Source organism: Sandaracinobacteroides sayramensis (genome assembly GCF_022014495.1).
Classification (GTDB): domain Bacteria; phylum Pseudomonadota; class Alphaproteobacteria; order Sphingomonadales; family Sphingomonadaceae; genus Sandaracinobacteroides; species Sandaracinobacteroides sayramense.
The window spans coordinates 49,354-72,949 of record NZ_JAKLSQ010000024.1; the positions used below are offsets into that span (position 1 = coordinate 49,354).

Annotated in this window: 24 protein-coding genes; 2 read left to right on the forward strand and 22 right to left on the reverse strand. The window is 64.0% G+C overall.

The genetic code is table 11. From position 1 onward, the window contains the following. Window positions 1–48: 48 nt before the first annotated feature. The gene (locus L6Q21_RS15490) at window positions 49–942 is read left to right on the forward strand and encodes a hypothetical protein (protein ID WP_237831651.1); all 894 of its coding nucleotides are present in this window, start codon (window positions 49–51) and stop codon (window positions 940–942) included. Between the two features lie 54 nt (window positions 943–996). Here L6Q21_RS15490 and L6Q21_RS15495 read toward each other — a convergent pair whose 3' ends face one another. The 21 genes from L6Q21_RS15495 to efp all read right to left on the reverse strand — a co-directional run bounded on the left by L6Q21_RS15495 (window position 997) and on the right by efp (window position 20,512). Then, window positions 997–1,263 (reverse strand): DUF1467 family protein, encoded by a 267-nt coding sequence (locus L6Q21_RS15495; protein ID WP_237831652.1) that lies wholly within the window; start codon window positions 1,261–1,263, stop codon window positions 997–999. A gap of 10 nt (window positions 1,264–1,273) precedes the next feature. Continuing rightward, window positions 1,274–2,926 (reverse strand): ribonuclease J, encoded by a 1,653-nt coding sequence (locus L6Q21_RS15500; protein ID WP_237831653.1) that lies wholly within the window; start codon window positions 2,924–2,926, stop codon window positions 1,274–1,276. Window positions 2,927–2,929: 3 nt separating this feature from the next. Then, window positions 2,930–3,712: a type III pantothenate kinase gene (locus tag L6Q21_RS15505; RefSeq protein WP_237831654.1), complete on the reverse strand. Its 783-nt coding sequence runs from the start codon at window positions 3,710–3,712 to the stop codon at window positions 2,930–2,932. Beyond that, the gene (locus L6Q21_RS15510) at window positions 3,712–4,428 is read right to left on the reverse strand and encodes a biotin--[acetyl-CoA-carboxylase] ligase (RefSeq protein WP_237831772.1); all 717 of its coding nucleotides are present in this window, start codon (window positions 4,426–4,428) and stop codon (window positions 3,712–3,714) included. Before L6Q21_RS15510 ends, L6Q21_RS15505 begins: the two co-directional genes overlap by 1 nt. After that, a complete protein-coding gene (gene nuoN, locus L6Q21_RS15515; RefSeq protein ID WP_237831655.1) occupies window positions 4,425–5,879 on the reverse strand; it encodes an NADH-quinone oxidoreductase subunit NuoN in 1,455 nt (484 codons plus the stop codon). Before nuoN ends, L6Q21_RS15510 begins: the two co-directional genes overlap by 4 nt. Next, window positions 5,876–7,468, reverse strand: coding sequence for an NADH-quinone oxidoreductase subunit M (locus L6Q21_RS15520; RefSeq protein ID WP_237831656.1), 1,593 nt, complete (start codon window positions 7,466–7,468; stop codon window positions 5,876–5,878). Before L6Q21_RS15520 ends, nuoN begins: the two co-directional genes overlap by 4 nt. 10 nt (window positions 7,469–7,478) lie before the next feature. Then, window positions 7,479–9,500, reverse strand: coding sequence for an NADH-quinone oxidoreductase subunit L (gene nuoL, locus L6Q21_RS15525; RefSeq protein ID WP_237831657.1), 2,022 nt, complete (start codon window positions 9,498–9,500; stop codon window positions 7,479–7,481). A gap of 4 nt (window positions 9,501–9,504) precedes the next feature. Then, window positions 9,505–9,810 carry an NADH-quinone oxidoreductase subunit NuoK gene (gene nuoK, locus L6Q21_RS15530; RefSeq protein ID WP_237831658.1) on the reverse strand — a complete coding sequence of 102 codons (306 nt, stop codon included), beginning with the start codon at window positions 9,808–9,810 and terminating at the stop codon, window positions 9,505–9,507. Continuing rightward, on the reverse strand, window positions 9,807–10,442 hold the full coding sequence (locus tag L6Q21_RS15535; RefSeq protein WP_237831659.1) for an NADH-quinone oxidoreductase subunit J: 636 nt from the start codon (window positions 10,440–10,442) through the stop codon (window positions 9,807–9,809). Before L6Q21_RS15535 ends, nuoK begins: the two co-directional genes overlap by 4 nt. Window positions 10,443–10,483: 41 nt before the next feature. After that, entirely contained in the window at window positions 10,484–10,969 is a 486-nt protein-coding gene (nuoI, locus tag L6Q21_RS15540) for an NADH-quinone oxidoreductase subunit NuoI (RefSeq protein WP_237831660.1), read from the reverse strand. Beyond that, window positions 10,966–12,021, reverse strand: a complete 1,056-nt coding sequence (nuoH, locus tag L6Q21_RS15545) for an NADH-quinone oxidoreductase subunit NuoH (protein WP_237831661.1) — start codon at window positions 12,019–12,021, stop codon at window positions 10,966–10,968. The genes nuoI and nuoH overlap by 4 nt, the downstream gene beginning before the upstream one ends. Then, a complete protein-coding gene (nuoG, locus tag L6Q21_RS15550; RefSeq protein ID WP_237831662.1) occupies window positions 12,021–14,030 on the reverse strand; it encodes an NADH-quinone oxidoreductase subunit NuoG in 2,010 nt (669 codons plus the stop codon). The genes nuoH and nuoG overlap by 1 nt, the downstream gene beginning before the upstream one ends. A 3-nt stretch (window positions 14,031–14,033) precedes the next feature. After that, entirely contained in the window at window positions 14,034–15,341 is a 1,308-nt protein-coding gene (nuoF, locus tag L6Q21_RS15555) for an NADH-quinone oxidoreductase subunit NuoF (protein ID WP_237831663.1), read from the reverse strand. After that, entirely contained in the window at window positions 15,341–15,964 is a 624-nt protein-coding gene (gene nuoE / locus L6Q21_RS15560; protein ID WP_237831664.1) for an NADH-quinone oxidoreductase subunit NuoE, read from the reverse strand. Before nuoE ends, nuoF begins: the two co-directional genes overlap by 1 nt. Then, entirely contained in the window at window positions 15,961–16,209 is a 249-nt protein-coding gene (locus L6Q21_RS15565; RefSeq protein ID WP_237831665.1) for a hypothetical protein, read from the reverse strand. The genes nuoE and L6Q21_RS15565 overlap by 4 nt, the downstream gene beginning before the upstream one ends. Then, complete coding sequence (locus tag L6Q21_RS15570; protein ID WP_237831666.1) at window positions 16,206–17,453, reverse strand: NADH-quinone oxidoreductase subunit D; 1,248 nt, start codon at window positions 17,451–17,453, stop codon at window positions 16,206–16,208. Before L6Q21_RS15570 ends, L6Q21_RS15565 begins: the two co-directional genes overlap by 4 nt. Continuing rightward, on the reverse strand, window positions 17,450–18,079 hold the full coding sequence (locus tag L6Q21_RS15575) for an NADH-quinone oxidoreductase subunit C (RefSeq protein ID WP_237831667.1): 630 nt from the start codon (window positions 18,077–18,079) through the stop codon (window positions 17,450–17,452). Before L6Q21_RS15575 ends, L6Q21_RS15570 begins: the two co-directional genes overlap by 4 nt. Before the next feature lie 4 nt (window positions 18,080–18,083). Then, window positions 18,084–18,638, reverse strand: a complete 555-nt coding sequence (locus L6Q21_RS15580) for a NuoB/complex I 20 kDa subunit family protein (RefSeq protein WP_237831668.1) — start codon at window positions 18,636–18,638, stop codon at window positions 18,084–18,086. Continuing rightward, on the reverse strand, window positions 18,635–19,030 hold the full coding sequence (gene ndhC, locus L6Q21_RS15585; protein ID WP_237831669.1) for an NADH-quinone oxidoreductase subunit A: 396 nt from the start codon (window positions 19,028–19,030) through the stop codon (window positions 18,635–18,637). Before ndhC ends, L6Q21_RS15580 begins: the two co-directional genes overlap by 4 nt. A 91-nt stretch (window positions 19,031–19,121) precedes the next feature. After that, window positions 19,122–19,919: an inositol monophosphatase family protein gene (locus tag L6Q21_RS15590; protein ID WP_237831670.1), complete on the reverse strand. Its 798-nt coding sequence runs from the start codon at window positions 19,917–19,919 to the stop codon at window positions 19,122–19,124. Window positions 19,920–19,948: 29 nt separating this feature from the next. After that, the gene (gene efp, locus L6Q21_RS15595) at window positions 19,949–20,512 is read right to left on the reverse strand and encodes an elongation factor P (protein ID WP_237831671.1); all 564 of its coding nucleotides are present in this window, start codon (window positions 20,510–20,512) and stop codon (window positions 19,949–19,951) included. A 194-nt stretch (window positions 20,513–20,706) separates the two neighbouring features. On the opposite strand from efp, the gene L6Q21_RS15600 reads away from it, so the two are divergent. After that, window positions 20,707–21,387, forward strand: coding sequence for a PEPxxWA-CTERM sorting domain-containing protein (locus L6Q21_RS15600; protein WP_237831672.1), 681 nt, complete (start codon window positions 20,707–20,709; stop codon window positions 21,385–21,387). Between the two features lie 47 nt (window positions 21,388–21,434). On the opposite strand, the gene L6Q21_RS15605 is transcribed toward L6Q21_RS15600, so the two are convergent. Then, a complete protein-coding gene (locus L6Q21_RS15605; RefSeq protein ID WP_237831673.1) occupies window positions 21,435–23,543 on the reverse strand; it encodes a M3 family metallopeptidase in 2,109 nt (702 codons plus the stop codon). Window positions 23,544–23,596: the final 53 nt, after the last annotated feature.

Consider the following 23,596-nt stretch of genomic DNA (forward strand, 5'->3'; position numbering starts at 1 on the left):
TAAACTAACGATAAATATTTAAATTAAGGATTTTAGAGGTGGCTTCGTGTGATTGAATGGATACTCGGTCAGTTACGACGTCTATTACGACGCCCATCTTCAACAGGAGCAAAAGAACGGCTATCCGAACAAGGCTCCGGGAGTGAGGAAAATAGCAAGACCTACGGCGCGTCTTCACCACCACCAAGCACATCCATAAAATATATGAGACAACCAGCGCATTCAGCAAAATCGGATGGCGCCAACGACTCTTCGAAAAAAGCGACAGAAAAGAACACTTCATATTACAATAATAAACAGAAATCGAAAGGGGAAAAATCGAAAAAATCCAAGAAGTCTAAATATACTTCGACCGGATCAAATTCTTCCTATTTTTCTTCAAACACTATTGATAATCTAATAGACGGTCTTCCAAATAGGACAATGAGTGAACTTAGACAACAGTGGTTGAATGCCGTACGCCATCCAAATAACAACCCTCAGATTATAAGATTTCGAAAAGCCCTATTGGACGAATGGGCAAAACGTGCACGTTATGCAAAAACGCCTGCCGACTATTTTCGCTGGCCATCTACGAAAGCAGGAAGCGGTGCTGGTTCAAGCTCCATTGACTATAGAGAGCAAGGTCTTCTCAAATTCATGGGCTATCAAGTGGGTGCTGTCGATGGGGAAAGCTCACACACTCGACAACAAATTTTGGATGCTGTTTTTACAAGTGATCTCCCACCTGTAAACGATATAAACTATATGAAAGCATGGGGTGATAGCCGTTCGCCACAACGCCTTAAGCGACTTGCTGAGGAATTGGCGCGGTTTTCGAGAAATGCAAAAAGCAAGCGTTCAGCTAATATGGATATTGCAGTAGCAGATTGGGAGGAAGATCTCACCTATTTATATGAAAATTATTACAAAAGAAGATTTAATTTTTCATGGCCGCAGTGAGTTTATATATTTAATTGTCAGTTTAATTAATTGAATTTATCTTTATTCCTGTCCTCAAAACAGCGTAACCGTTTCCAAATCCGCCCGCGTGATCCACCCGAACTCCCAGTTCAGCCAGAACAGACCGAACAGCAGCGCGGAAATAAGTGTCGTCCACAACAGCTTCCTCGGCATCGAAACCGAATGCGGAGCGCTCGGCGCCTGCCCCGGCACTTCCGCCTCGCCCAGCTCGGCGGAGGTCTTCACGCCATAGGGCAGCACCAAGAACAGGGTGAACACCCAGAACAGGAAGTAGATCGCCAGCGCGGAATACCAGGGCATGGCCGGCCGCCTAGACGCTGATGATCTGCACGTCGGTCGGGGGCTTCTTCCCCGTCCACTGCCGCGCCACGCGGCGCACCGCGATCTTCAGTTCGTCCTCCAGCCGCCGCCGGTCCTTCAGGCCCACCTTGGCGAAGGTGGTGGCGGCGGCCTCTACGGCCTCCGCCAGAAAGGCTTCCTCATCCTCTTCCACCGGCACGCCCTTGGCGATCACCACCGGCTCCGCCGCCAGCCTGCCCTTGCCGCCCACCACCAGGGTCACCACCATATGGCCTGACCACGCCATCTTGCGGCGACTGGCGATGGTGGCGCCATCGGCCGGCAGGATCACATCGCCGTCCAGCACCAGCCGGCCATGGGGCTCATGGCTCACCACTTCCGGCTTGCCGGGCGCCAGCCGGATGGCGGCGCCGTTCACCGGCACGATCGCCTGCGGCACGCCGGCTTCCAGCGCGATTCGGGCATGCTCTTCCATATGCCGGCGCTCGCCATGCACCGGCACGGCGATCCGGGGCCTTATCCAGCCATACATCGCTTCCAGTTCCGGCCGCCCGGGGTGGCCCGACACATGCACATGCGCCTGCCGGTCGCCGATAATCTCGATTCCGCGCGCCGCCAGCGCATTCTGCACCCGGCCGATCGCCAGTTCATTGCCCGGAATCTGCTTGGAGGAATAAACGACGAGGTCGCCCGCTTCCAGCTTGATCGGGTGGGTGCCCTCGGCGATGCGGGCCAGCGCCGCCTGCGGCTCGCCCTGCGTGCCCGTCGCCACCAGCAGCAGCTTTTCGGGCGGGTGCGAGGCGGCCGCCTCCCAGCTCATCGGCTCGGGGAAGTCGCGCAGATAGCCGGTCGCCTTCGCCACTTGCAGGATTCGCTCCAGCGAGCGCCCCACCAGCACCAGCCGCCGCCCGGTCGCCTTCGCCACTTCCCCCAGCGTGTGCAGCCTTGTGGCGTTGGAAGCGAAGGTGGTCACCAGCACGCGGCCCCTGCGGCGGCTCTTCACCAGCTGCATCAGCCCGTCGAACACCTGGCTTTCCGATCCGGAGGGCAAGGGATTGAAGACATTGGTGGAGTCGCCCACCAGCGCCAGCGTGCCCTCCCCGCCATTGGCGCCGATCGCCATCAGTTCCTCGGCGCTCGCCGGGTCGCCCAGGATCGGCCGGTCGTCCAGCTTCCAGTCGCCGGTGTGGAACAGCCGGCCGTGCGGCGTGTCGATCACCAGCCCATTGCCTTCGGGAATGCTGTGCGCCAGCGCCACATAGCGGGCGCGGAACGGCCCCAGCGCCACCTCGCCGCCCATCGGCACCACATTCAGCTTCACGTCGCCCGCCAACCCCTCATCCTCCAGCTTGCGGCGGATCAGCCCGGCTGTGAAAGGGGTCGCATACAGCGGCACGCCCAGATCGCCCGCCAGATAGGGGATGGCGCCGATATGGTCCTCATGGCCATGCGTCAGCAGCACGCCCAGCAGATCCTCGCGCCGGTCCTCGATGAACTGCAGGTCGGGCAGCACCAGCTCGATCCCCGGCAGCGAAGGGTCGCCGAAGGTCATGCCCAGGTCGCACATGATCCATTTGCCGCGACAGCCGTAGAGATTGACGTTCATGCCGATCTCCCCCGAGCCGCCCAGCGGCAGGAAGATCAATTCATCGCCTGGTTTCAATTCCTAATCCTTGCGGTTGCGCGCGTGAATCCGGACGAGGCCCTTCACCGTCAAGTCCGGGTCCACATGCTGGATTGCGTCGCTATGACGGCTGAAGAGCGTTGCGAGGCCGCCCGTCGCGATCACCGTGGTGGGTCGGCCGATTTCCGCCTGCATGCGCTTCACGAGGCCTTCGATCAAGCCCACATAACCCCAGAACACGCCCGACTGCATCGCGTGCACGGTGCCCTTGCCGATCACCCCCCGCCCTTCCGGCGGCGGCTCGACGGCGATGCGCGGCAGCTTCGCCGCCGCCTGGTAGAGCGCGTCCATGGAAAGATTGATGCCCGGCGCGATCACCCCGCCCTCATAACCACCGGCGGCGGAAACCACGTCGAAGGTGGTGGCGGTGCCGAAATCTATGATGATGAGGTCGCCCGGCCATTGCAGATGCGCCGCCACCGCGTTCACGATCCGGTCGGCGCCCACTTCCGCCGGGTTCGGCAGGTTCACGGGCATGCCATAATCCACCCCCGGCGCGCCCACCACCAGCGGCTCCACATTGGCGAAGCGGCGGGAAAGGCCACGCAGGTTGAACAGCGTCTGCGGAACGACGCTGGCGATCACCACGTCGCGGATCGCCGAACGCTCCACCCCCTCCATCTGCATCGACTGGTTCAGCCACACGGCATATTCGTCCGCCGTGCGCTTGCTGTCGGTCGCGATCCGCCAGCGCCAACGGATCGCCTCGCCCTCCACCAGCGCGAACATGATGTTGGTGTTGCCAACGTCTATCGCCAGAAGCATCAGCCATCCTCCCGGGGCGGCGGCGCGCCCCAAATATCGCCCGCGTGAATCACATGCCGCCGCCCGCCCGCCGCATCCAGCAGCAGCGCGCCATCGGCGGCGATGCCTGCGAACCGCCCCTCGATCCGCCCTTCCGGCCCGGTCGCCCAAAGCGCCGTTCCAACGGCATGTGCCCGCGCCAGCCAGTCCGTTCGAATGGCCTCGAATCCCTCGCCCCGCCATTGCGCCCGCCGTTTCGCGAAGCTTTCGGCCAGCCGTTCACCGAACGCCGCCGCATCCGCGGCAACCCCGAAATCGGCAAGCGCCGCGGTCGGCCTGTCCGGCAGCATCGGCGCCTCGGCCAGATTGACGCCGACCCCCAGGATCAGAACATCGCCTTCCCGCTCCAGCAGGATGCCAGACATCTTGGCGCCCGCCAGCAGCACATCGTTCGGCCACTTCAACTGCAGCAGCGCCGGGTCCAGCAGAGAGCCGGCCAGATCGTGCAGCGCCAGCGCCGCCACGAACCCAAGCTCCGCCGGATTGCCTTCCCCCGGCTGCGGCCGGATCAGGCCGGACATGGCGAGATTGCCCTCCGGCATCCGCCAGGCCCGCCCCATGCGCCCGCGCCCGGCCGTCTGCCGGTCGGCGCGAACCCACTGGCCGTCTCGCAGATTGTCGGCATTGGCTCGAATCCAGTCGCTGGTCGAGCCGGTTTCTGCGAGGTGAAGGATCAGAAGAGGCTGCCCGCCGCCGCGCGCGTGGCGGCGGAAAGCGGCCCCAGCAGCAGATAGCCGATCGGCGAGCAGAAGATCGCCGCCGCCAGCATCAGGCCGTTGTTGACGACAGCCCGGCCCTGCCCGTCGGCCACCACCACATCCGCCGGCGGATCGAAGAACAGGATCTTCACCACGCGCAGATAATAATAGGCCGCGATCACGCTGGAAAGCACGCCCAGCACCGCCAGCAGCCAAAGCCCGGAATCGACCGCGGCGTTGAACACCGCCAGCTTCGCCATGAAGCCGAACAGCGGCGGCAGGCCGGCAAGCGACAGCATGAAGATCGAAAGTGCCGTCGCCAGCCAGGGCCGCGCGCGGGCGAGCCCGGCCAGATCGTCCAGCGTTTCCACCGGGCGGCCATCCGCGTCACAAAGGGCCAGCACCACCAGGAAGGAGCCGACCGTCATCACCAGATAGATGGTGAGATAGAGCAGCACCGCCGAAGCGCCGGCCGAACTGGCGGCCGCCAGCCCGATCAGCATGAAGCCGACATTGTTGATGGACGAATAGGCCAGCAGCCGCTTGACGTTGGACTGGCCGATGGCGCCCACTGCCCCCACCAGCATCGAGGCGATGCTCATGAAGATGATGATCTGCCGCCAGTCGGCCACCAGCCCCTGGAAGGCGTCCAGCGCCACGCGCAGCAGCAGGCCCATGGCGGCGATCTTCGGCGCCGAGGCGAAGAAGGCGGAAACCGGGGTCGGCGCGCCTTCGTAAACGTCCGGCGTCCACATGTGAAACGGCACGGCCGACACCTTGAAGGCAAGTCCCGCCAGCACGAACACCAGCCCGAACAGCGCCCCCATGTTGCGCTCCTCGCCGGCCGAAAGCCCGGCGGCGATCGCGGTGAAATCGGTGGAGCCGACGAAACCGTATATCAGGCTGACACCATACAGCAGCACGCCGGACGACAAGGCGCCCAGCACGAAATATTTGAGGCCCGCTTCCGTCGAGCGCTGCTCGTCGCGGTGGAAGGCCGCCAGCACATAGGCCGAAAGGCTCATCAACTCGAGGCCGACATAGAGCGTCAGCAGATTGTTCGCGCTCACCATCACGAACATGCCCAGCGTCGCCAGCACGATCAGCACCGGGAATTCGAAGCGGCTGGCGTTCACCCGCTGCAGATAGGGCAGCGCCATCAGCGCCGAGGCGCCCGCCCCCACCAGGATCAATATCTTCAGGAAGGCGGACAGGCTGTCGGCGACATAGAGGTCGTTCCAGGCCAGCAGCCTGTCCGGCGCGTCGTCCACCACCGTCAGCGCCGTCAGCGCGAACAGGATGACCGCGCCCCAGGAAAGGCCGGTGAGCGAGTCGTCGCCGCGAAAGACACCGATCAGCAGCAGCACGATCGCGCCCGCGGCCAGCATGATTTCCGGCGCCCCGATGGCAAGGGATTGCGCGAGCGTCACTTCGTGTCTCCATCGCCGGCGGCGGCCGGCAAAATATCTTCATGCCCGGCGGCGGCCAGCGCCGGTTCCGTGGCGGAAGCCAGTTGCACATCGCCGCGCGCGATCTTCGTATGCGGCGTCTGCGGCGGGTTCGCCCGCTCCACCCGCGCCATCAGGCTTTCGACCGGCGCCTTCAGCGGCTCCAGGAAGGGCTTGGGATAGATGCCCATCCACAAGGCCACCACGGCCAGCGGCACCATGATCGCCCACTCCCGCGCGTTCATGTCCGGCATCGCCGCCGCATCGGCGTTCTTCTGCGCCCCGAACATCACCCGCGCGAACAGCCAGAGCATATAGGCCGCGCCCAGAATGATCCCGGTCGTCATCACGAAGGCCACCCAGGTCTCGGCCTGGAACACCCCGCTCAGCACCAGAAACTCGCCGACGAAATTGGCGGCGCCGGGAAGCCCGACCGAGGCCATGGTGAACAGCAGGAAGAAGACGGCGTAGCGCGGCATGTTCGTGGTCACGCCGCCATAACGGTCGATGTCCCGCGTGTGCAGCCGGTCGTAGATCACGCCGACGCAGAAGAAGAGCGCGGCCGAGACGACGCCGTGCGCCAGCATCACCACCATCGCCCCTTCCACCCCTTGGGTGTTCAGCGCGAACAGGCCGCCGGTCACGAAGGCCATGTGTGCGACCGAGGAATAGGCGATCAGCTTCTTCATGTCGGTCTGCACCAGCGCGACGAGACTGGTGTAGACGACGGCCACCATCGACAGCCCGAACACCAGCCACATGAACTGCACGGACGCATCCGGGAACATCGGGATGGAGAAGCGGATGAAGCCATAGCCCCCCATCTTCAGCAGCACGCCCGCCAGGATCATCGAGCCGGCGGTCGGCGCCTCGACGTGGGCGTCGGGCAGCCAGGTGTGCACCGGCCACATCGGCATCTTCACCGCGAAGCTGGCGAAGAAGGCCAGCCACAGCCAGGTCTGCGCCTGCAGCGGGAAATCGTGCGCCATCAGCGCCGGAATGTCGGTGGTGCCGGCCTCGCGCGCCACCCACAGCATCGCCAGCAGCATCAGCACCGAGCCGAGCAGCGTGTAGAGGAAGAATTTGTAGCTGGCGTAGATCCGCCGCTTGCCGCCCCAGATGCCGATGATGAGATACATCGGGATCAGGCCGGCCTCGAAGAAGATGTAGAAGAGAAAGATGTCGAGGGCCGAGAAGACGCCGATCGTCATCGCCTCCATCGCCAGGAAGGCGGCGATATATTCGGGCACCCGCGTCTTCACGCTGTCCCAGCCGGCGAGGATGCACAAAGGCATCAGGAACAGCGTCAGCAGCACCAGCACCAGGCTGATCCCGTCTACGCCCAGATGCCAGCTGAACAGGCCGCCGAACGGCTCGGCCCGCTCGATATACTGGAACGCCGCCGTCGAGCTGTCGAAACCCGCCCAGAGCACGAGGCCGATGGCGAACAGCAGCAGCGTTCCCCCGAGGCCGACAAGCTTCGCGAGGCGCGCCTTCTGCGCCTCGTCTCCGGGAAGGAACAGCACCACAAGCGCAAGCGCGAGCGGCAGGAGGATCATGGCCGTCAACATTTATACTACCTCACCGGACCATGAACCAGGTGGCGAATGCGGCGACGCCCACCAGCATCACCAGCGCATAGGAATAGACGAGACCCGTCTGGAAGCGTTTCGCCGCCACCGCGCCTTCGGCGACCAGCCCGGTCAGCCCGTCGGGGCCGAAGCGGTCGATCAGGCCCTGGTCGCCCTTCTTCCAGAAGAGGCGGCCGAACCACTGCGCCGGCCGCACGAAGATCAGGTCGTAAAGCTCGTCGAAATACCATTTATTGTAGAGGAAAGCGTGGAGATGCTTCCACTGCGCCTTGAATTTCGTCGAGAAGCCCGGGTTGCGGATATAGACCAGCCAGGCCGTCAGCAGGCCGATCAGCATCACGATCGCCGGCGCCCAATGCACCAGCGCCGGCACATGGTGCAGGCTTTCGAAGAACGCGCCATGGTGGACGATGGTGCCGTTCCAGAAGGCGGTCTCGTCGCCGCCGACGAAGCGGCTGTTGAAGATCGCGCCCGCGAACAGCGCCCCGAAGCTCAGAAGCGCCAGCGGGATCATCATCGGCAGCGGGCTCTCGTGCGGATGATAGCCGGCCGTGCCGGTCACGGGCGCATGATGCGCCTCATGGTCATGCCCATGCGCCCCGTCATGCGCCTCATCATGGTGATGATCATCATGCACCGCATGCTGGATATGCTCCGACCCGGCCCAGCGGGCTTCGCCGAAGAAGGTCAGGAAGATCAGCCGCCAGCTGTAGAAGCTGGTCAGCAGCGAGGCGGTGATGCCCACGAAGAAGGCGACACGCCCCGGCTCGGTCGCCGATTCCCAGGCCGCGAACAGCACCGCGTCCTTCGAGAAATAGCCCGAGGTGTAGTTCACCCCGGTGATGGCGATGGTGCCGATCACCATGGCGAAGAAGGTCAGCGGGATCGCCTTCCGGAGCGCGCCATAATAGCGCATGTCCTGCTCATGGTGCATCGCGTGGATCACCGATCCGGCGCACAGGAACAGCAGCGCCTTGAAGAAGGCGTGGGTGAAGAGGTGGAACATCGCCGCGCCATAGGCGCCGACCCCCGCCGCGAAGAACATGAAGCCCAGTTGCGAGCAGGTGGAATAGGCGATCACCCGCTTGATGTCGTTCTGCGTCGTCGCGACCGTGGCGGCGAAGATCGCCGTCAGCGCGCCGACATAGGTGACGACGGTGGAAGCGGTCACGCTCGCCTCGTAGAGCGGCGACATGCGGCAGACGAGGAACACGCCCGCCGTCACCATGGTGGCGGCGTGGATCAGCGCCGACACCGGTGTCGGCCCTTCCATCGCGTCGGGCAGCCAGGTGTGCAGCGGCACCTGCGCCGACTTCCCCATGGCGCCCACGAACAGCAGCAGCGCGATCGTGGTGATGGCGTCCACCTGCCAGCCGAGGAACGTGAAGGTCGCCCCCTTCGCCGCCGGCACGCCTTGCAGGATGGTGTCGATGTCCACCGTGCCGAACAGCATGAACAGCGCGAAGATGCCCAGCATGAAGCCGAAGTCGCCCACGCGGTTCACCACGAACGCCTTGATCGCGGCGGCCCAGGCCGACGGCTTCTTGTACCAGAAGCCGATCAGCAGATAGGAGGCGAGGCCCACGCCTTCCCAGCCGAAGAAGATCTGCACCAGATTGTCGGCCGTCACCAGCATCAGCATGGCGAAGGTGAACAGCGACAGATAGGCGAAGAAGCGGGGCTGGTCCGGATCCTCCGCCATATAGCCCCAGCTGTAGAGGTGGACGAGCGCCGACACCGAGGTGATCACCACCAGCATCACGCCGGTGAGGATGTCGACCTTCAGCGTCCAGTTGACGGCCATCGCGCCGCTCGAGAACCATTCGGCGACCACCACGTCGCGCGCCGGATCGCCGGACATGAGCCCGATGAACACCACCCACGACAGCGCGCAGGAAATGAACAGCGCGCCCGTGGTCACGGCCTTGGCCGCGGTGTTGCCGATCGCCCGGTTGCCGATTCCGGCGATCAGGAAGGCGAGAAGCGGAAGGAATACAATTGCCTGGATCATGGGATCAGCCGCGCATCTGGCGGACATCGTCGACGGCGATGGTCCCGCGTTTCCGGAAATAGATGACGAGTATGGCAAGGCCGATGGCGGCCTCGCCGGCGGCGACCGTCAGCACGAACATGGCGAAGATCTGCCCCACCAAGTCGCCCAGGAACACCGAGAAGGCGACGAAGTTGATGTTCACCGCCAGCAGGATCAGCTCGACCGACATCAGGATGACGATGATGTTCTTGCGGTTGATGAAGATGCCCAGCACGCCGAGCGTGAACAGCACCGCGCCTACTGCCAGATAATGGCCGATGCCGATCATTTGACGCCCCCGTCCGTATCGACGCCGGCGCCCACCTTCGGCCGGGTGACGGCGATGGAGGTTTCCGGCGTGCGCGCATTCTGCGCCGCCACATTCTGCCGCTTCACGCCCGGCCGCTGGCGAAGCGTCAGCACGATGGCGCCGATCATCGCTGTCAGCAGCACCATGCCGGCCAGCTGGAAGATGAAGACATAGTCCGTGTAGAGGATCGTGCCGATCGCCTGGGTGTTGCTGAGCCCGGCGTTGGCGCCTGGCGCTGGCGCCGCCCGGGCCTGAAGCGCCAGGTCGCCGAACTCCCAGAAGAAGCCGACCGTCACCAGTTCCACCGCCAGCACCAGCCCCAGCAGCGCGCCGAACGGCAGATAGCGGGAGAAGCCGGCCCTCAGCGAGGTGAAGTCGATGTCCAGCATCATCACCACGAACAGGAACAGCACGGCGACCGCGCCGACATAGACGATGACCAGGATCATCGCCACGAACTCGGCGCCGATCACCAGGAACAGGCCCGCCGCATTGAAAAAGGCGAGGATGAGCCAGAGCACGGAGTGCACCGGGTTCTTCGCAAGGATCACCATCAGGCCCGAGAGGACCACGACAGCGGCGAAGAGATAGAAGACGGCGGCCTGGATCACGGACGGCCTCGATTAGGGTTCAACATCTTGGCTGCCTGCCGTTAGCGATAGGGGGCATCGGCGGCAAGGTTGGCGGCAATCGCACGCTCCCACCGCTCGCCGTTCGCCAGCAGCTTTTCCTTGTCGTAGAAAAGCTCCTCGCGGGTTTCGGTTGCGAACTCGAAGTTCGGCCCTTCGACGATGGCGTCCACCGGGCAGGCCTCCTGGCACAGGCCGCAATAGATGCACTTCGTCATGTCGATGTCGTAGCGGGTCGTCCGCCGCGAGCCGTCGGCGCGCGGCTCCGCCTCGATGGTGATCGCCTGCGCCGGGCACACCGCCTCGCACAGCTTGCAGGCGATGCAGCGTTCCTCGCCATTGGGATAGCGGCGCAGCGCATGTTCGCCCCGGAAGCGCGGAGAGATCGGCCCCTTTTCATAGGGGTAGTTCACCGTGATCTTCGGCCGGAACATATATTTCAGCGTCAGCCAATGCCCCCGGACGAGTTCCAGAAGCAGCAGCGACTTGGCGGCGGCCAGAACGCTCATGCGGCGCCTCCCGAAAAATGCCCGGTGAAGACCAGCCAGCCCGACACCAGCACCACCCAGAGCAGCGACAGCGGCAGGAAGACCTTCCAGCCCAGCCGCATCAACTGGTCGTAGCGATACCTCGGCACCGTCGCCTTCACCCAGGCGAACACGAAGAACATGAAGACGATCTTGACGAACAGCCAGATGAGGCCAGGCACATAATAAAGCGGCGCCCAGTCGATCGGCGGCAGATAGCCTCCCAGGAACAGGATGCTCGTCAGCGCGCACATCAGAAGGATGTTCATATATTCGCCCAGGAAGAACAGGGCGAAGGTCATCGAGGAATATTCGATCTGGTAACCGGCGACCAGTTCCGACTCCGCTTCCGGCAGGTCGAACGGCGGGCGGTTGGTTTCGGCGAGCGCCGAGATCAGGAACACCACCGCCATCGGGAACAGCAGCGGGTTGAAGATATTGCCGTTCAGCAGGCCGAAGATATTGCCGCGCTGGCTCTCGACGATATCGGTGAGGTTGAAGCTCGACGCATAGAGCACAACCGTCACGATCACGAGGCCCAGCGACACTTCGTAGGACACCATCTGCGCCGCCGAGCGAAGGCCGCCCAGGAACGGATATTTCGAGTTGGAAGCCCAGCCCGACATGATGATTCCGTAAACGCCCATCGAGGAGACGGCGAAGATGAACAGCATGCCGACATTGATGTCGGCCAGCACCCAGCCCGCGTCGAAGGGGATCACCGACCAGGCGACCAGCGCCAGAACGAAGGTGATGATCGGCGCGATGAAGAACACGCCCTTGTTCGCGCCCGAAGGCACGATGGTTTCCTTCAGGAACAGCTTCAGCCCGTCCGCGAACGGCTGCAGCACACCGATCGGGCCGACCACGTTCGGGCCGCGCCGCAGCATCATCGCCGCCCACACCTTGCGGTCCAGCCAGGTGGAAAGCGCCATGCACAGCATGACCGGAAGCGCGATCAGCAGGATCAGGATCAGATGGGCGAGGAACCAGCCAAGCCCATAGCCCAGATGCGTCTGGAAAAACTCAACCATTACTCCGCGGCCTCCAGCAGGGGCTCGCGGCCCTCCAGTATCTCCGCCACACAGGCCCGCATGGTGGGGCTGGCGCGCAGAATCGGATTGGAACTGTAGAAATCGCTCTCGCGCGGCTTCGCGGCACCCGCCGGCTTGCCGGCGCCGGGCGCAGCCGCTTCCCATGCCGCCGGGGTCAGCGCTTCCGCGCCCAGTTCCGGCCACTCGCGGGCGATGCGCGCGCGCAACTGCTCCAGATTGTCGTAGCCCAGCGTGATCCCCAGCACGTCGGCCAGCGCCCGGAAGATCGTCCAGTCCTCCCGCGCGTCGCCCGGCGGGAAGGTGGCGCGCAGCGCCCGCTGCACCCGGCCTTCCATGTTGAGGTAAGTGCCCGGCTTTTCCGACCAGGCGGCCGCCGGCAGGATGATATCCGCCACCGCCGCGCCGCGATCGCCATGCGAGCCGACATAGATTTTGGTGGAACCGGCGAAACGCGCCAGCGCCACTTCGTCGACGCCCAGCAGGAACAGCACGGCGGGCGGGTTGGCGGCGAGCGCTTCCACGCCCTCCCCGGCCCAGCCGACCGTCAGCGCCCCCACGCGCGAGGCCGCGTCGTGCAGGATGTTGAAGCCGTTCCAGCCGTCCTTCACGAACAGGCCCGAAAGCGCGTGCGCGGCCGCCAGCACCTCGGCGGAGGCGTTGCGGCTGCCGATCAGGATCGCCGGCCGCTCGGCCGCTGCCAGCTTCGCCTTCACCTCGGCCGGCAAATCGGCCAGCAGCGAAAGATCGTCGCCCAATTGCGTCACATCATAGACGGGATCGCTGCCCGCGCCGATGCGGAACACCGCCGCGCCCCGGCGACGAACTGCCTTGCGGATGCGGCTGTTCACCAGCGGCGCATCGTAACGCGGATCGGCACCGACCAGCAGGATCACATCCGCCGTCTCGATGCCGGCGAGCGTGCTGTTGAAGCGCCAATGCGCGGCCGGCCCTTGATAGGCGGCGCCATCGGTGCGGCTTTCCAGCCGGCTGGCGCCAAACCCGGCCAGCAGATCCTTCGCCGCCACAAGCTCTTCCACCGCCGACAGATTTCCGGCAAGCGCCGCGATCCTCTCGCCCGGCACATCGGCCAGCGCCGCCTTCACGGCGGCGAAAGCCTGCCCCCAGGTCGCCGGCTGCAATTCGCCGTTCACCCGCACCCAGGGCCGGTCCAGCCGGCGCTCCTTCAACCCGTCGACGCCGAAGCGCCCGGTGTCGGCCAGCCATTCCTCGTTCACATCGTCGTTGACGCGCGGCGTCACCCGCACCACCGCCCCGGAACGGCTGCCGACGACGATGTTCGTCCCCACCGCATCCATCACATCGATGCTGTCGGTGCGCTTCAATTCCCAGGGCCGGGCGTTGAAGGCGGTCGGCTTGGAGGTCAGCGCCCCCACCGGGCAAAGATCGATCACATTCCCCGAAATCTCGGAGGCGACCGCCTGCTCCAGATAGGAAGTGATCTGCATATTCTCGCCACGATAGAGCGCGCCGACTTCGTTGGTGCCGGCCACTTCCTCGATGAAGCGGACGCAGCGCGTGCAATGGATGCAGCGCGTCATCACCGTCTTCACCAGCGGCCCCATATGCTTTTCGGTGACCGCGCGCTTATTCTCCTCGAAGCGGCTGCCGCCCCGGCCATAGGCCATGGCCTGGTCCTGCAGATCGCATTCGCCGCCCTGGTCGCAGATCGGGCAGTCGAGTGGGTGGTTGATGAGCAGGAACTCCATCACCCCTTCCCGCGCCTTCTTCACCTTCGGGCTTTCGGTCAGGATCACCTGCCCCTCGGCGGCCGGCAGCGCGCAGCTCGCCTGCGGCTTCGGCGGCCCGGGCGACACTTCCACCAGGCACATGCGGCAGTTGCCGGCGATCGACAGCCGCTCATGATAGCAGAAACGCGGGATTTCCTTGCCGGCCGCTTCGCAGGCCTGCATCACCGTGGCGCCAGCCGGCACCTCCACTTCGATCCCGTCAACGGTTACCTTGGGCATGGTCTACTCCGCCGCCTGCGGCAGTTCCGGCACGGCCGCAAAGCCGCGACGCTTCGCAATGCGCGCTTCGATTTCAGGGCGGAAGTGGCGGATCAGCCCCTGGATCGGCCAGGCGGCCGCATCGCCGAGCGCGCAGATGGTGTGGCCTTCCACCTGCGTCGTCACTTCCAGCAGCATATCCACTTCGTGCGGCTCGGCGTCGCCGCTCACCAGCCGCTCCATCACCCGCCACATCCAGCCGGTGCCTTCGCGGCACGGCGTGCACTGGCCGCAGCTTTCATGCTTGTAGAAATAGCTGATGCGGGCAATGGCGCGAATGATGTCGGTGGACTTGTCCATCACGATCACCGCAGCCGTGCCCAGGCCCGACTTCAGGTCGCGAAGCCCGTCGAAATCCATCGGGGCGTCGATGATCTGGTGCGCCGGCACCAGCGGGACCGACGATCCGCCGGGGATCACCGCCAGCAGATTGTCCCAGCCGCCGCGAATGCCGCCGCAATGGGTGTCGATCAGCTCGCGGAAGGGGATGCTCATCGCCTCCTCCACCACGCAGGGGCGGTTCACATGCCCGGAAATCTGGAACAGCTTCGTGCCCTGGTTGTTCGGCCGGCCGAAGCCCGCGAACCAATCAGACCCGCGCCGCAGGATGGTGGGCACCACCGCGATCGATTCCACATTGTTGACGGTCGTCGGGCAGCCATAAAGACCGACGCCGGCCGGGAAAGGCGGCTTCAGGCGCGGCTGACCCTTCTTGCCTTCCAGGCTTTCGATCATCGCGGTTTCTTCGCCGCAGATATAGGCGCCCGCCCCCCGGTGCACAAATACATCGAAATCATAGCCGGAGCCGCAGGCGTTCTTGCCGAGGAAGCCCTTGGCATAGGCTTCCTCGACCGCCGCGAACAGCACCTCCGCTTCGCGGATATATTCGCCGCGGATGTAGATATAGGCCGCCCGCGCCCGCATGGCGAAGCCGGCGATCAGCGCCCCTTCCACCAGCTTGTGCGGATCGTGGCGGATGATCTCCCGGTCCTTGCAACTTCCCGGCTCGGACTCGTCGGCGTTCACCACCAGGAAGCTCGGGCGGCCGTCCTTCGACTCCTTGGGCATGAAGCTCCACTTCATGCCGGTCGGGAAGCCGGCGCCGCCGCGCCCGCGAAGGCCGGAATCCTTCACCTTCTGGATGATGGCATCCTGCCCCAGCGCCAGCAGTTCCTTGGTGTCGGCCCAGTCGCCGCGCTTCATCGCATGGTCGATCCCCCACGGCTGGAAGCCGTAGAGATTGGTGAAGATTCTATCCTTGTCGGCCAGCATCACGCGGTCTCTTTCAAGGTCGCGGTCAGGCTGGTAGGCCCACCCTCGGGGCAACTGGCCGTGCGACCGATCTGGCTTCCAACCTTCGGAGTCCGCCCGGCGATCAGCTCTTCCAGGATCGCGGTCATGGTCTCGTAGGTCAGGTCCTCATAATTGTCGTCGTTCACCTGCACCATCGGCGCATTGGCGCAGGCCCCAAGGCACTCCACCTCGGTCAGCGTGAAGAGGCCGTCGTTCGTCACCTCGCCCTTCTTCAGCCCCTTGTCGGCGCAGGCGCGCAGCACATCGTCGGAGCCGCGCAGCATGCAGGGCGTGGTGCCGCAGACCTGCACATGGAAGCGGCCGACCGGCTTCAGATTGTACATGGTGTAGAAGGTCGCCACTTCCAGCGCCCGGATCTTCGGCATGCCTATCTGGGCGGCGACAAACTCGATCACCGGCAGCGGCAACCAGGCCACGCCCGTCTGCGCGCCCATCTGATATTGCGCCAGCCACAAGAGCGGCATGATCGCGCTGGCCTCGCGCCCCTTGGGGTAACGGCCGACGATCCGCTCGGCCTCGGCCTTGTTGGCCTCGGTCCACTGGAAGTCGACGAAGTCGATAAAGTCGGTCGAAGCTGTCATTTCTCGCTCCGAAAATAGCGTACGATGGGCTGAATGAAGTCTGATGCCGACAGAAGCATCATACAGAATATCCAACCCAGGGGAATAAGCAGTAAAAGGGTGCCGATCAGTTGGTAGCCGGCATAAATAAGTCCGAATGCAGCAATCAGAATAGGAATCATTGGCAGCAGACTGCGCGAAGTCCACAGGTTCACATCCTGGTGACGAACCGACCATTCATGCCACTTGCGAATGGGATCGCTCACCGGTCCACCTCACCGAAAACGATGTCGAGGCTTCCCAGCACCGCCGGCGCATCCGCCAGCATGTGGCCCTTCAGCAGGAAGTCCATCGCCTGAAGGTGGCTCATCCCCGTCGCGCGGATATGGCAGCGATAAGGTTTGTTGGTGCCATCGGCCACCAGATAGATGCCGAATTCGCCCTTGGGGCTTTCGGTCGCCACATAGACTTCGCCGGCCGGCACCTTGAAGCCTTCGGTGTAAAGCTTGAAGTGATGGATCAACGCTTCCATCGACTGCTTCATCTCGCCCCGCTTCGGCGGCGCCACCTTGCGGTCCAGCGTGGCGATGGGCTCGCCCTGCAGATGCTTCAGCCGGTCGAGGCACTGCTGCACGATCTTCACCGACTGGCGCATTTCCTCCATGCGCACCATCCAGCGGTCGTAGCAGTCGCCATTCTTGCCGACCGGCACTTCAAACTCCAGATCGGCATAGATTTCATAGGGTTGCGACTTGCGCAGGTCCCACTCGATGCCGGAACCGCGCAGGCAGGGGCCGGTGAAACCCCAGGCGATCGCGTCCTTCGCAGTGATCACGCCGATGTCCACGTTGCGCTGCTTGAAGATGCGGTTGCCGCCGGCCAGCACCATCACATCGTCCAGCACCTTGTGGAACTGCCCGGCCCAGTCGCCGATATCCTCGGCAAGGCCGGCCGGCATGTCCTGGTGCACGCCGCCCGGGCGGAAATAGGCCGCGTGCATCCGCGCGCCCGACACCCGTTCTGAGAAGCGGTAGATCTTCTCCCGCTCCACAAACAGCCACAGGATCGGCGTCAGCCCGCCCACGTCCATCACATGCGCGCCAACGTTCATCAGATGGTTGGAAATGCGCATCAGTTCCGCCCACAGCACGCGGATCACCTGCGCGCGGATCGGAACATCCACCCCCAGAAGCTTCTCGATGGCCAGCACATAGCTGTGCTCCATCGACATCGGGCTGCAATAGTCCAGGCGGTCCATATAGGGCAGCGCCTGAAGGTAGGTCTTGTATTCGCAGAGCTTTTCCGTGCCCCGGTGCAACAGGCCGATGTGCGGGTCCACCCGCTCGATCAGCTCGCCGTCCAGCTCCATCACCAGCCGCAACACGCCGTGCGCGGCGGGGTGCTGCGGCCCGAAGTTGATCATGTAGTTCTGGATCTTCGTCTCGTCCGACACCAGCGTCGGGTCGAAGATCTGGCCTTCCTGCAGCTCGGCGGTAATCGTCTCGGTCATTTGCCCGCCTCCGGGTTTTCGGCCTTCTCGTCGCCGGGAAGCTGCCACTGGCCTTCCCAGGGGCTCAGGAAGTCGAAGTTGCGGAAATCCTGCTTCAGCTTCACCGGCGCATAGACGACCCGCGCCTGCTCCTCGGAATAATGCAGTTCCACATGCCCCGTCAGCGGGAAGTCCTTGCGGAACGGATGCCCCTCGAAGCCATAGTCGGTCAGGATGCGGCGCAGGTCGGGATTGCCCTCGAAATAGACGCCATAGCAGTCCCACACCTCGCGCTCGAGCCAGCCGGCGTTCGGGAACATGGCAACGATCGACGGGATCGGATCGACATCGTTCACCAGCACCTTCACCCGCAGGCGGCGATTGTGGCGCAGGCTCAGCAGATGGTAGCTCACGTCGAAGCGCTCGGCCCGCTCCGGCCAGTCGGCGCCAGCAATGTCCAGCATCTGGTCGAAGGCGAGGTCGGGGGCGTCGCGCAACTGCTCCAGCACGCGATAGAGGCTCTGGCGCTTCACGATCAGCGTCAGCTCGCCGACGGCTTCCACCACCGCCACGAGATTGTCGCCCAAAAGGCTCCGGGCACGCTCGACAACGCCCTCGTTGCCGGCGACTGCGGGAAGGTGCGACATGAACCTATCTCTCGAAGCTGCTGGCGCGGCGGATCTTCCGCTGCAGCGCCATGATTCCATAGAGCAGCGCCTCGGCGGTCGGCGGGCAGCCGGGCACATAGATATCCACCGGCACGATCCGGTCGCAGCCGCGCACCACCGAATAGCTGTAGTGATAATAGCCGCCGCCGTTGGCGCAGCTGCCCATGCTGATCACATAGCGCGGTTCGGGCATCTGGTCGTAGACGCGGCGCAGCGCCGGCGCCATCTTGTTGCACAGCGTGCCGGCGACGATCATCACGTCCGACTGGCGCGGCGAAGCGCGCGGCGCCGCGCCGAAACGCTCCATGTCATAGTCCGGCATGGAGGAGTGCATCATCTCGACCGCGCAGCAGGCGAGGCCGAAAGTCATCCACCAGAGCGAGCCGGTGCGCGCCCAAGTCGTCAGATCCTCCAGGCTGGCGACAAGGAAGCCCTTGTTCGAAAGCTCGGAGCCGACGTCGGCGAAGAACTGGTCCTGCCCGGCCACGTCCCGCGCAAGCGGAGAGCCATCGGGTTTCAAAAGAAGGTTCGTGCTCATTCCCAGTCCAGAGCCCCCTTCTTCCACTCATAGATGAAGCCGACCGTCAGCACGCCCAGAAAGACCATCATCGAGCCCCAGGCGAAATACAGCTCCGGCCCCATATGCGCCAGGCTGACCGCCCAGGGAAACAGGAAGGCCACTTCCAGGTCGAAGATGATGAACAGGATCGAGACCAGATAGAAGCGCACGTCGAACTGGCCGCGGGCCGACGAGAAGGCGGGAAAGCCGCTCTCATATTCGCTGAGCTTGTCGGCATAGGGCTTGTTCGTCGCCGTCACGTTCGAGACGAGGATCGGCAGACCCGCGAACACCAGCGCGAAGGCGATGGCGACGCCGAAGAAGAGAAGGATGGGGAGATATTCCCGCCCGATGTCGGCAAGCTCTGGCATGGCGTGTCTCTAGGGAAGGCCGCGAGTCGCGGCAAGCCTCGCGATGGTCGCATATGACAGGAAAAACCTGTTTCTGCGCATCGGTTTAATGCTAACGAATTGCAGTTGCGATCAGGCGGTGAAGCCGCGAGTGGAGCTGGTCGTTGGCGGCGATAAGCTCCTGCCGATCCAGCATCTTTTCGCCGCCCCGGAAGTCGGAGACGAAGCCGCCGGCTTCCTTCACCAGCAGTATCCCGGCGCTGACGTCCCAGTGCGACAGCCCCTGTTCCCAGAAACCGTCGAAACGGCCGGCCGCAACCCAGGCCAGATCGAGGCTCGCGGCCCCGAAACGGCGCACGCCGGCGACTTCCGGAATCACCTGCCCCAGGATCGACTCGAACTGCGGCTGGTCGCCATGGCCGCGATAGGGAATGCCGGTCGCCAGCAGCGCCTCGCCCAGGTCGCGCCGCCCGGAAACCCGCAGCCGCGCGTTGTGCAGCCAGGCGCCGCGGCCGCGCTCCGCCCAGAAGGTCTCGTCGGTCAGCGGCTGATAGACCACGCCGGCGACCCCCACCCCCATGTGCTCCACGCCGATCGACATGGCGAAATGCGGGATTCCGTGCAGGAAGTTGGAGGTGCCATCCAGCGGATCGATCACGAAACGCGGGCTGTTCTCTTCCTCGCCCGGAATTTCGCCGCCCTCCTCCAGAACAAACCCCCAGCCCGGCCGCGCCCGGCGCAACTCTTCCACCAGCGTCTGCTCGCAGGCATGGTCGGCCTGGCTCACGAAGTCGGACGGGCCTTTCTTCGAGACCTGAAGCTGCGCGACTTCGCCGAAGTCGCGGCGCAGGCGCGGCGCTGCCTTGCGGCAGGCGCGCTCGATCACGGTGATGATGGCGGACTGGGACATGGTAGGCTTACTCTCTGCCGGTCGCGGGCTCAGTCGGCCCTGCGGACATAGGCCTGTTCATAGACGTCGACGACGATGCGCGTGCCGGCGCCGATATGCGGCGGCACCATCACCCGCACGCCATTTTCCAGAACGGCGGGCTTGTAGCTGGAAGAAGCCGTCTGCCCCTTCACCACCGCGTCGGCTTCCACGATCAGCGCTTCCACCTGCTCCGGCAGCTGCACGGAAAGCGGACGCTCCTCGTAAAGCTCCATGGTCACGTCCATGCCGTCCGTCAGGAAGGCGGCAGCCTCTCCCAGCAGATCCTTCGGCAGCGTCACCTGATCGTAGGTGTCCTTGTCCATGAACACCAGATTATCGTCTTCCGCATAGAGATACTGGAAGTCCTTGGTGTCGAGGCGAACCCGCTCCACCGTCTCCGCCGAGCGGAAGCGGACGTTGGTCTTGCGCCCGTCGATCAGGTTCTTCATCTCGACCTGCATATAGGCGCCGCCCTTGCCCGGCTGGGTGTGCTGGGTCTTCACGGCGCGCCAGATGCCGCCTTCATATTCGATGATGTTGCCGGGACGAATGTCCACGCCGCTGATCTTCATGGGTTCACCTGTACATATGGAAAGAGCGTCGGCGCCCGCTCTAGCGATGCGCGGAAGGCCATGCAAGAAGCCCCGGATCGCGCGGAAGTTACCAACCGGCAACCATAATGCCCGCTAAAGGTAACCTGATCGCCATTTTTCCATCCTAATCCACACCCATCCAACCGCACCCGCAACAGGAAGGGACTTTCACCATGCGTCGCACCATGCTCGCGCTTTTCACCACCATGGCTTTCGCGCCCGCCGCCAACGCCGCCGTGACGCTCGACTTCAACGAGTTCCGCAGCCCGCAAGGGAAACGCACCTATCTGCAGGCGCCCTATGTCAAGGACGGCTTCAAGATCAGCGCCAGCAATCCCCAGGGCGGCTATCATTTCATCAGCACGCAATATGTGCGCTCCGGGCTCGACAGCGGCCTCAACGCATATGGCAATTATGTCGGCCAAGGCGGCGCGCTGGTGAACTATGGCGGATCTTCCACCAGCACCCTCACCTACAACGACGGGCAGGCTTTCCGCATCAACGAGATCGAGGTCGCGCACAACTCCGGCAATTCGAGCGGCCTCAATCCGTTCGACTGGTACACCGTCATCTTCACCTTCGACTATGCCGACGGCACCAGCAAGGTGGACGAGCGCACCCTTTCCAACGCTGCAGGCAACTGGCTGAACGCCACCACGATCGAGTTCGACGAAGCCCCGCTGGTCGCCTTCTCCTGGAAGCCCGGCAAGAACACCAGCGGCTTCCTCCAGTTCGACAATATCGTGCTGAACAACAACGCGACCGTTCCCGAACCCGCGACCTGGGCGCTGCTGATCGCCGGTTTCGGCCTCACCGGCACGGCCTTGCGCCGCCGCCGCGCTATCGCGGCCTGAGGCAAAGTGAAAGGGGCGGCGAAACCGCCGCCCCTTCCTTCCTGCCCTTACTGCGCTTCCGCCGGGAAGCCCCGCTTCTTCAGCAGCGCCCCCACCTCGGCGTCGCGCCCGCGGAACTGCCGATAGGCCTCCGCCCGGTCCGTCTCGTTTCCGGTCGACAGCAGAATGGTGCGGAAACGGTCCGCCACGCCCTTGTCCCAGACCGAGCCGCTTTCCTGGAAGGCCGCCCAGGTGTCGCCGTCCATCGTTTCCGACCAGAGATAGGAATAATAGCCGGCCGAATAGCTGTCGCCCGAGAAGAGGTGGCTGAACTGCGGCAGCCGATGCCGCATCACGATCTCTTTAGGCATGCCGATCGCGGCAAGCGTCTCGCGCTCGAACCTGTCCGGGTCCACCACACCGTCGGCCAGCGTGTGGAGCTTCATGTCGACGATGGCCGACGACAGATAGGAAACCGTCGCATAGCCCTGGTTGAAGGTCTGGGACTTCTCGATCTTCTCCACTAGCGCCGCCGGCATCGGCGCCTTCGTCTGATAGTGGCGGGCATATTTGTCGAGCACGTCGCGCGTCAGCAGCCAGTTCTCGTTCACCTGGCTCGGATATTCGATGAAGTCGCGCGGCGTATAGGCCAGCCCCGGATAGGTCACATCCTGCAGCAGGAAGTGGATGGCGTGGCCGAATTCGTGGAACAGCGTCTCGGCATCGTCATAGCTGATCAGCACTGGCTCGCCGGCCGAGGGCTTGGCGAAATTGTTGTTGTTGGAATTGATGACCGTCTGCACCGTCGGGAACTTGCGCTGCAGGCGATAGGTGGTGTGCCAGGCGCCCGAACGCTTGCCGGTGCGGGCGAAATCGTCGCGGTAGAACAGGCCCACATGCCGCCCGTCCGGCCCGGTCACTTCATAGACGCGCACGTCCGGATGGAACACCGGCACCGTTCCCGTCACTTCCTTGAAGTTCAGCCCGTAAAGCCGATTGGCGGCGTAATAGCTCGCCTCGATCATGTTGTTCAGCTCGAAATAGGGCTTGGTCTCGGCCGCCGAGAGGTCGAAGCGCTCTTTGCGCACCTTCTCCGCGAAATAGAGATAGTCCCAGGGCTCGATGGCATGGCCGGCGATCTTCTGCATATCGGCCACTTCCTCGCCCACGCGGGCGACCGCCGGCCCCCACACGCGCAGCATCAGCGCTTCGGCCCGCGCCGGATCGACGGCCATGGTGTCGGCCATGCGCAGATTGGCGTGCGTCGGATAGCCCAGCAGCTTCGCCCGGTCGGCGCGCAGCTTCACGATCCTGGCGATGGTGGCGTTGGTGTCGTTCGCGTCGCCATTGTCGCCCCGGTTCACAAAGGCGCGCCACACTTTCTCGCGCACGGCCCGGTCGTCGGCGAAGGTCAGGATCGGGTCGACGGCGGAACGGGTGTTGACGATGGCATAGCCGGGCAGCTTGCGCTCCTCGGCCGCCGCGCGCGCGGCCGAGCGCACGCCGTCCGGCACGCCCTTCAGTTCCGCCTCGGTAACGGAGATCGCCGTCTCCTCATCCTTCAGCAGCTTCTCGTTGAACTCCGTGAACAGCTTCGCCAGTTCCTGGTTGAAGGCGGAAAGCTTCGCCTTGTCCGCCGCGTTCAGCTTCGCGCCCGAACGCACGAAATCGGCGTGCGTGCGCTCCAGCAGCCGAAGCTGCGTGGGCGACAGTTTCTGGCTCGCCCTTCGGGCGTAAAGCGCGTCGATCCGCGCGAACAGCTTCGGGTCCAGGCTGATCTCGTCGGAAAGCGCCGCCAGCTTCGGCCGCCATTCGCGGCTAAGAGACTGATATTCCGCGCTGTTCATGTTCGACGTCATCACGTTGAACAGGCTGGAAACCCGGTTCAGATCCTCGCCGGACGCCTGCATCGCCCCGATGACATTGTCGAAGGTCGGCACCGCCTTGTTCCCGGCGATGGCGCGCGTCTCGGCGCGCAGCTTGTCGGCGGCCACGGTGAAGGCCGGCGGGAACATCTCGGGCTTCACCTTGTCCCACGGCGGCACGCCGCCATGCGGCCCGGTCCAGGGTTGCAGCAGGAACGGCATCTGCTGCGCGTCGGCCGGGGCCTGTGCGGCGTCGGCAGCGGCAGCCGGCACCGCCAGCAGCAGCGCGGAGGCAAGAAGAAGGGATTTCATGGGCAAACTTTCGAAAATTCAGCAATGCCATATCGGTAACGACCCGGCGCCGG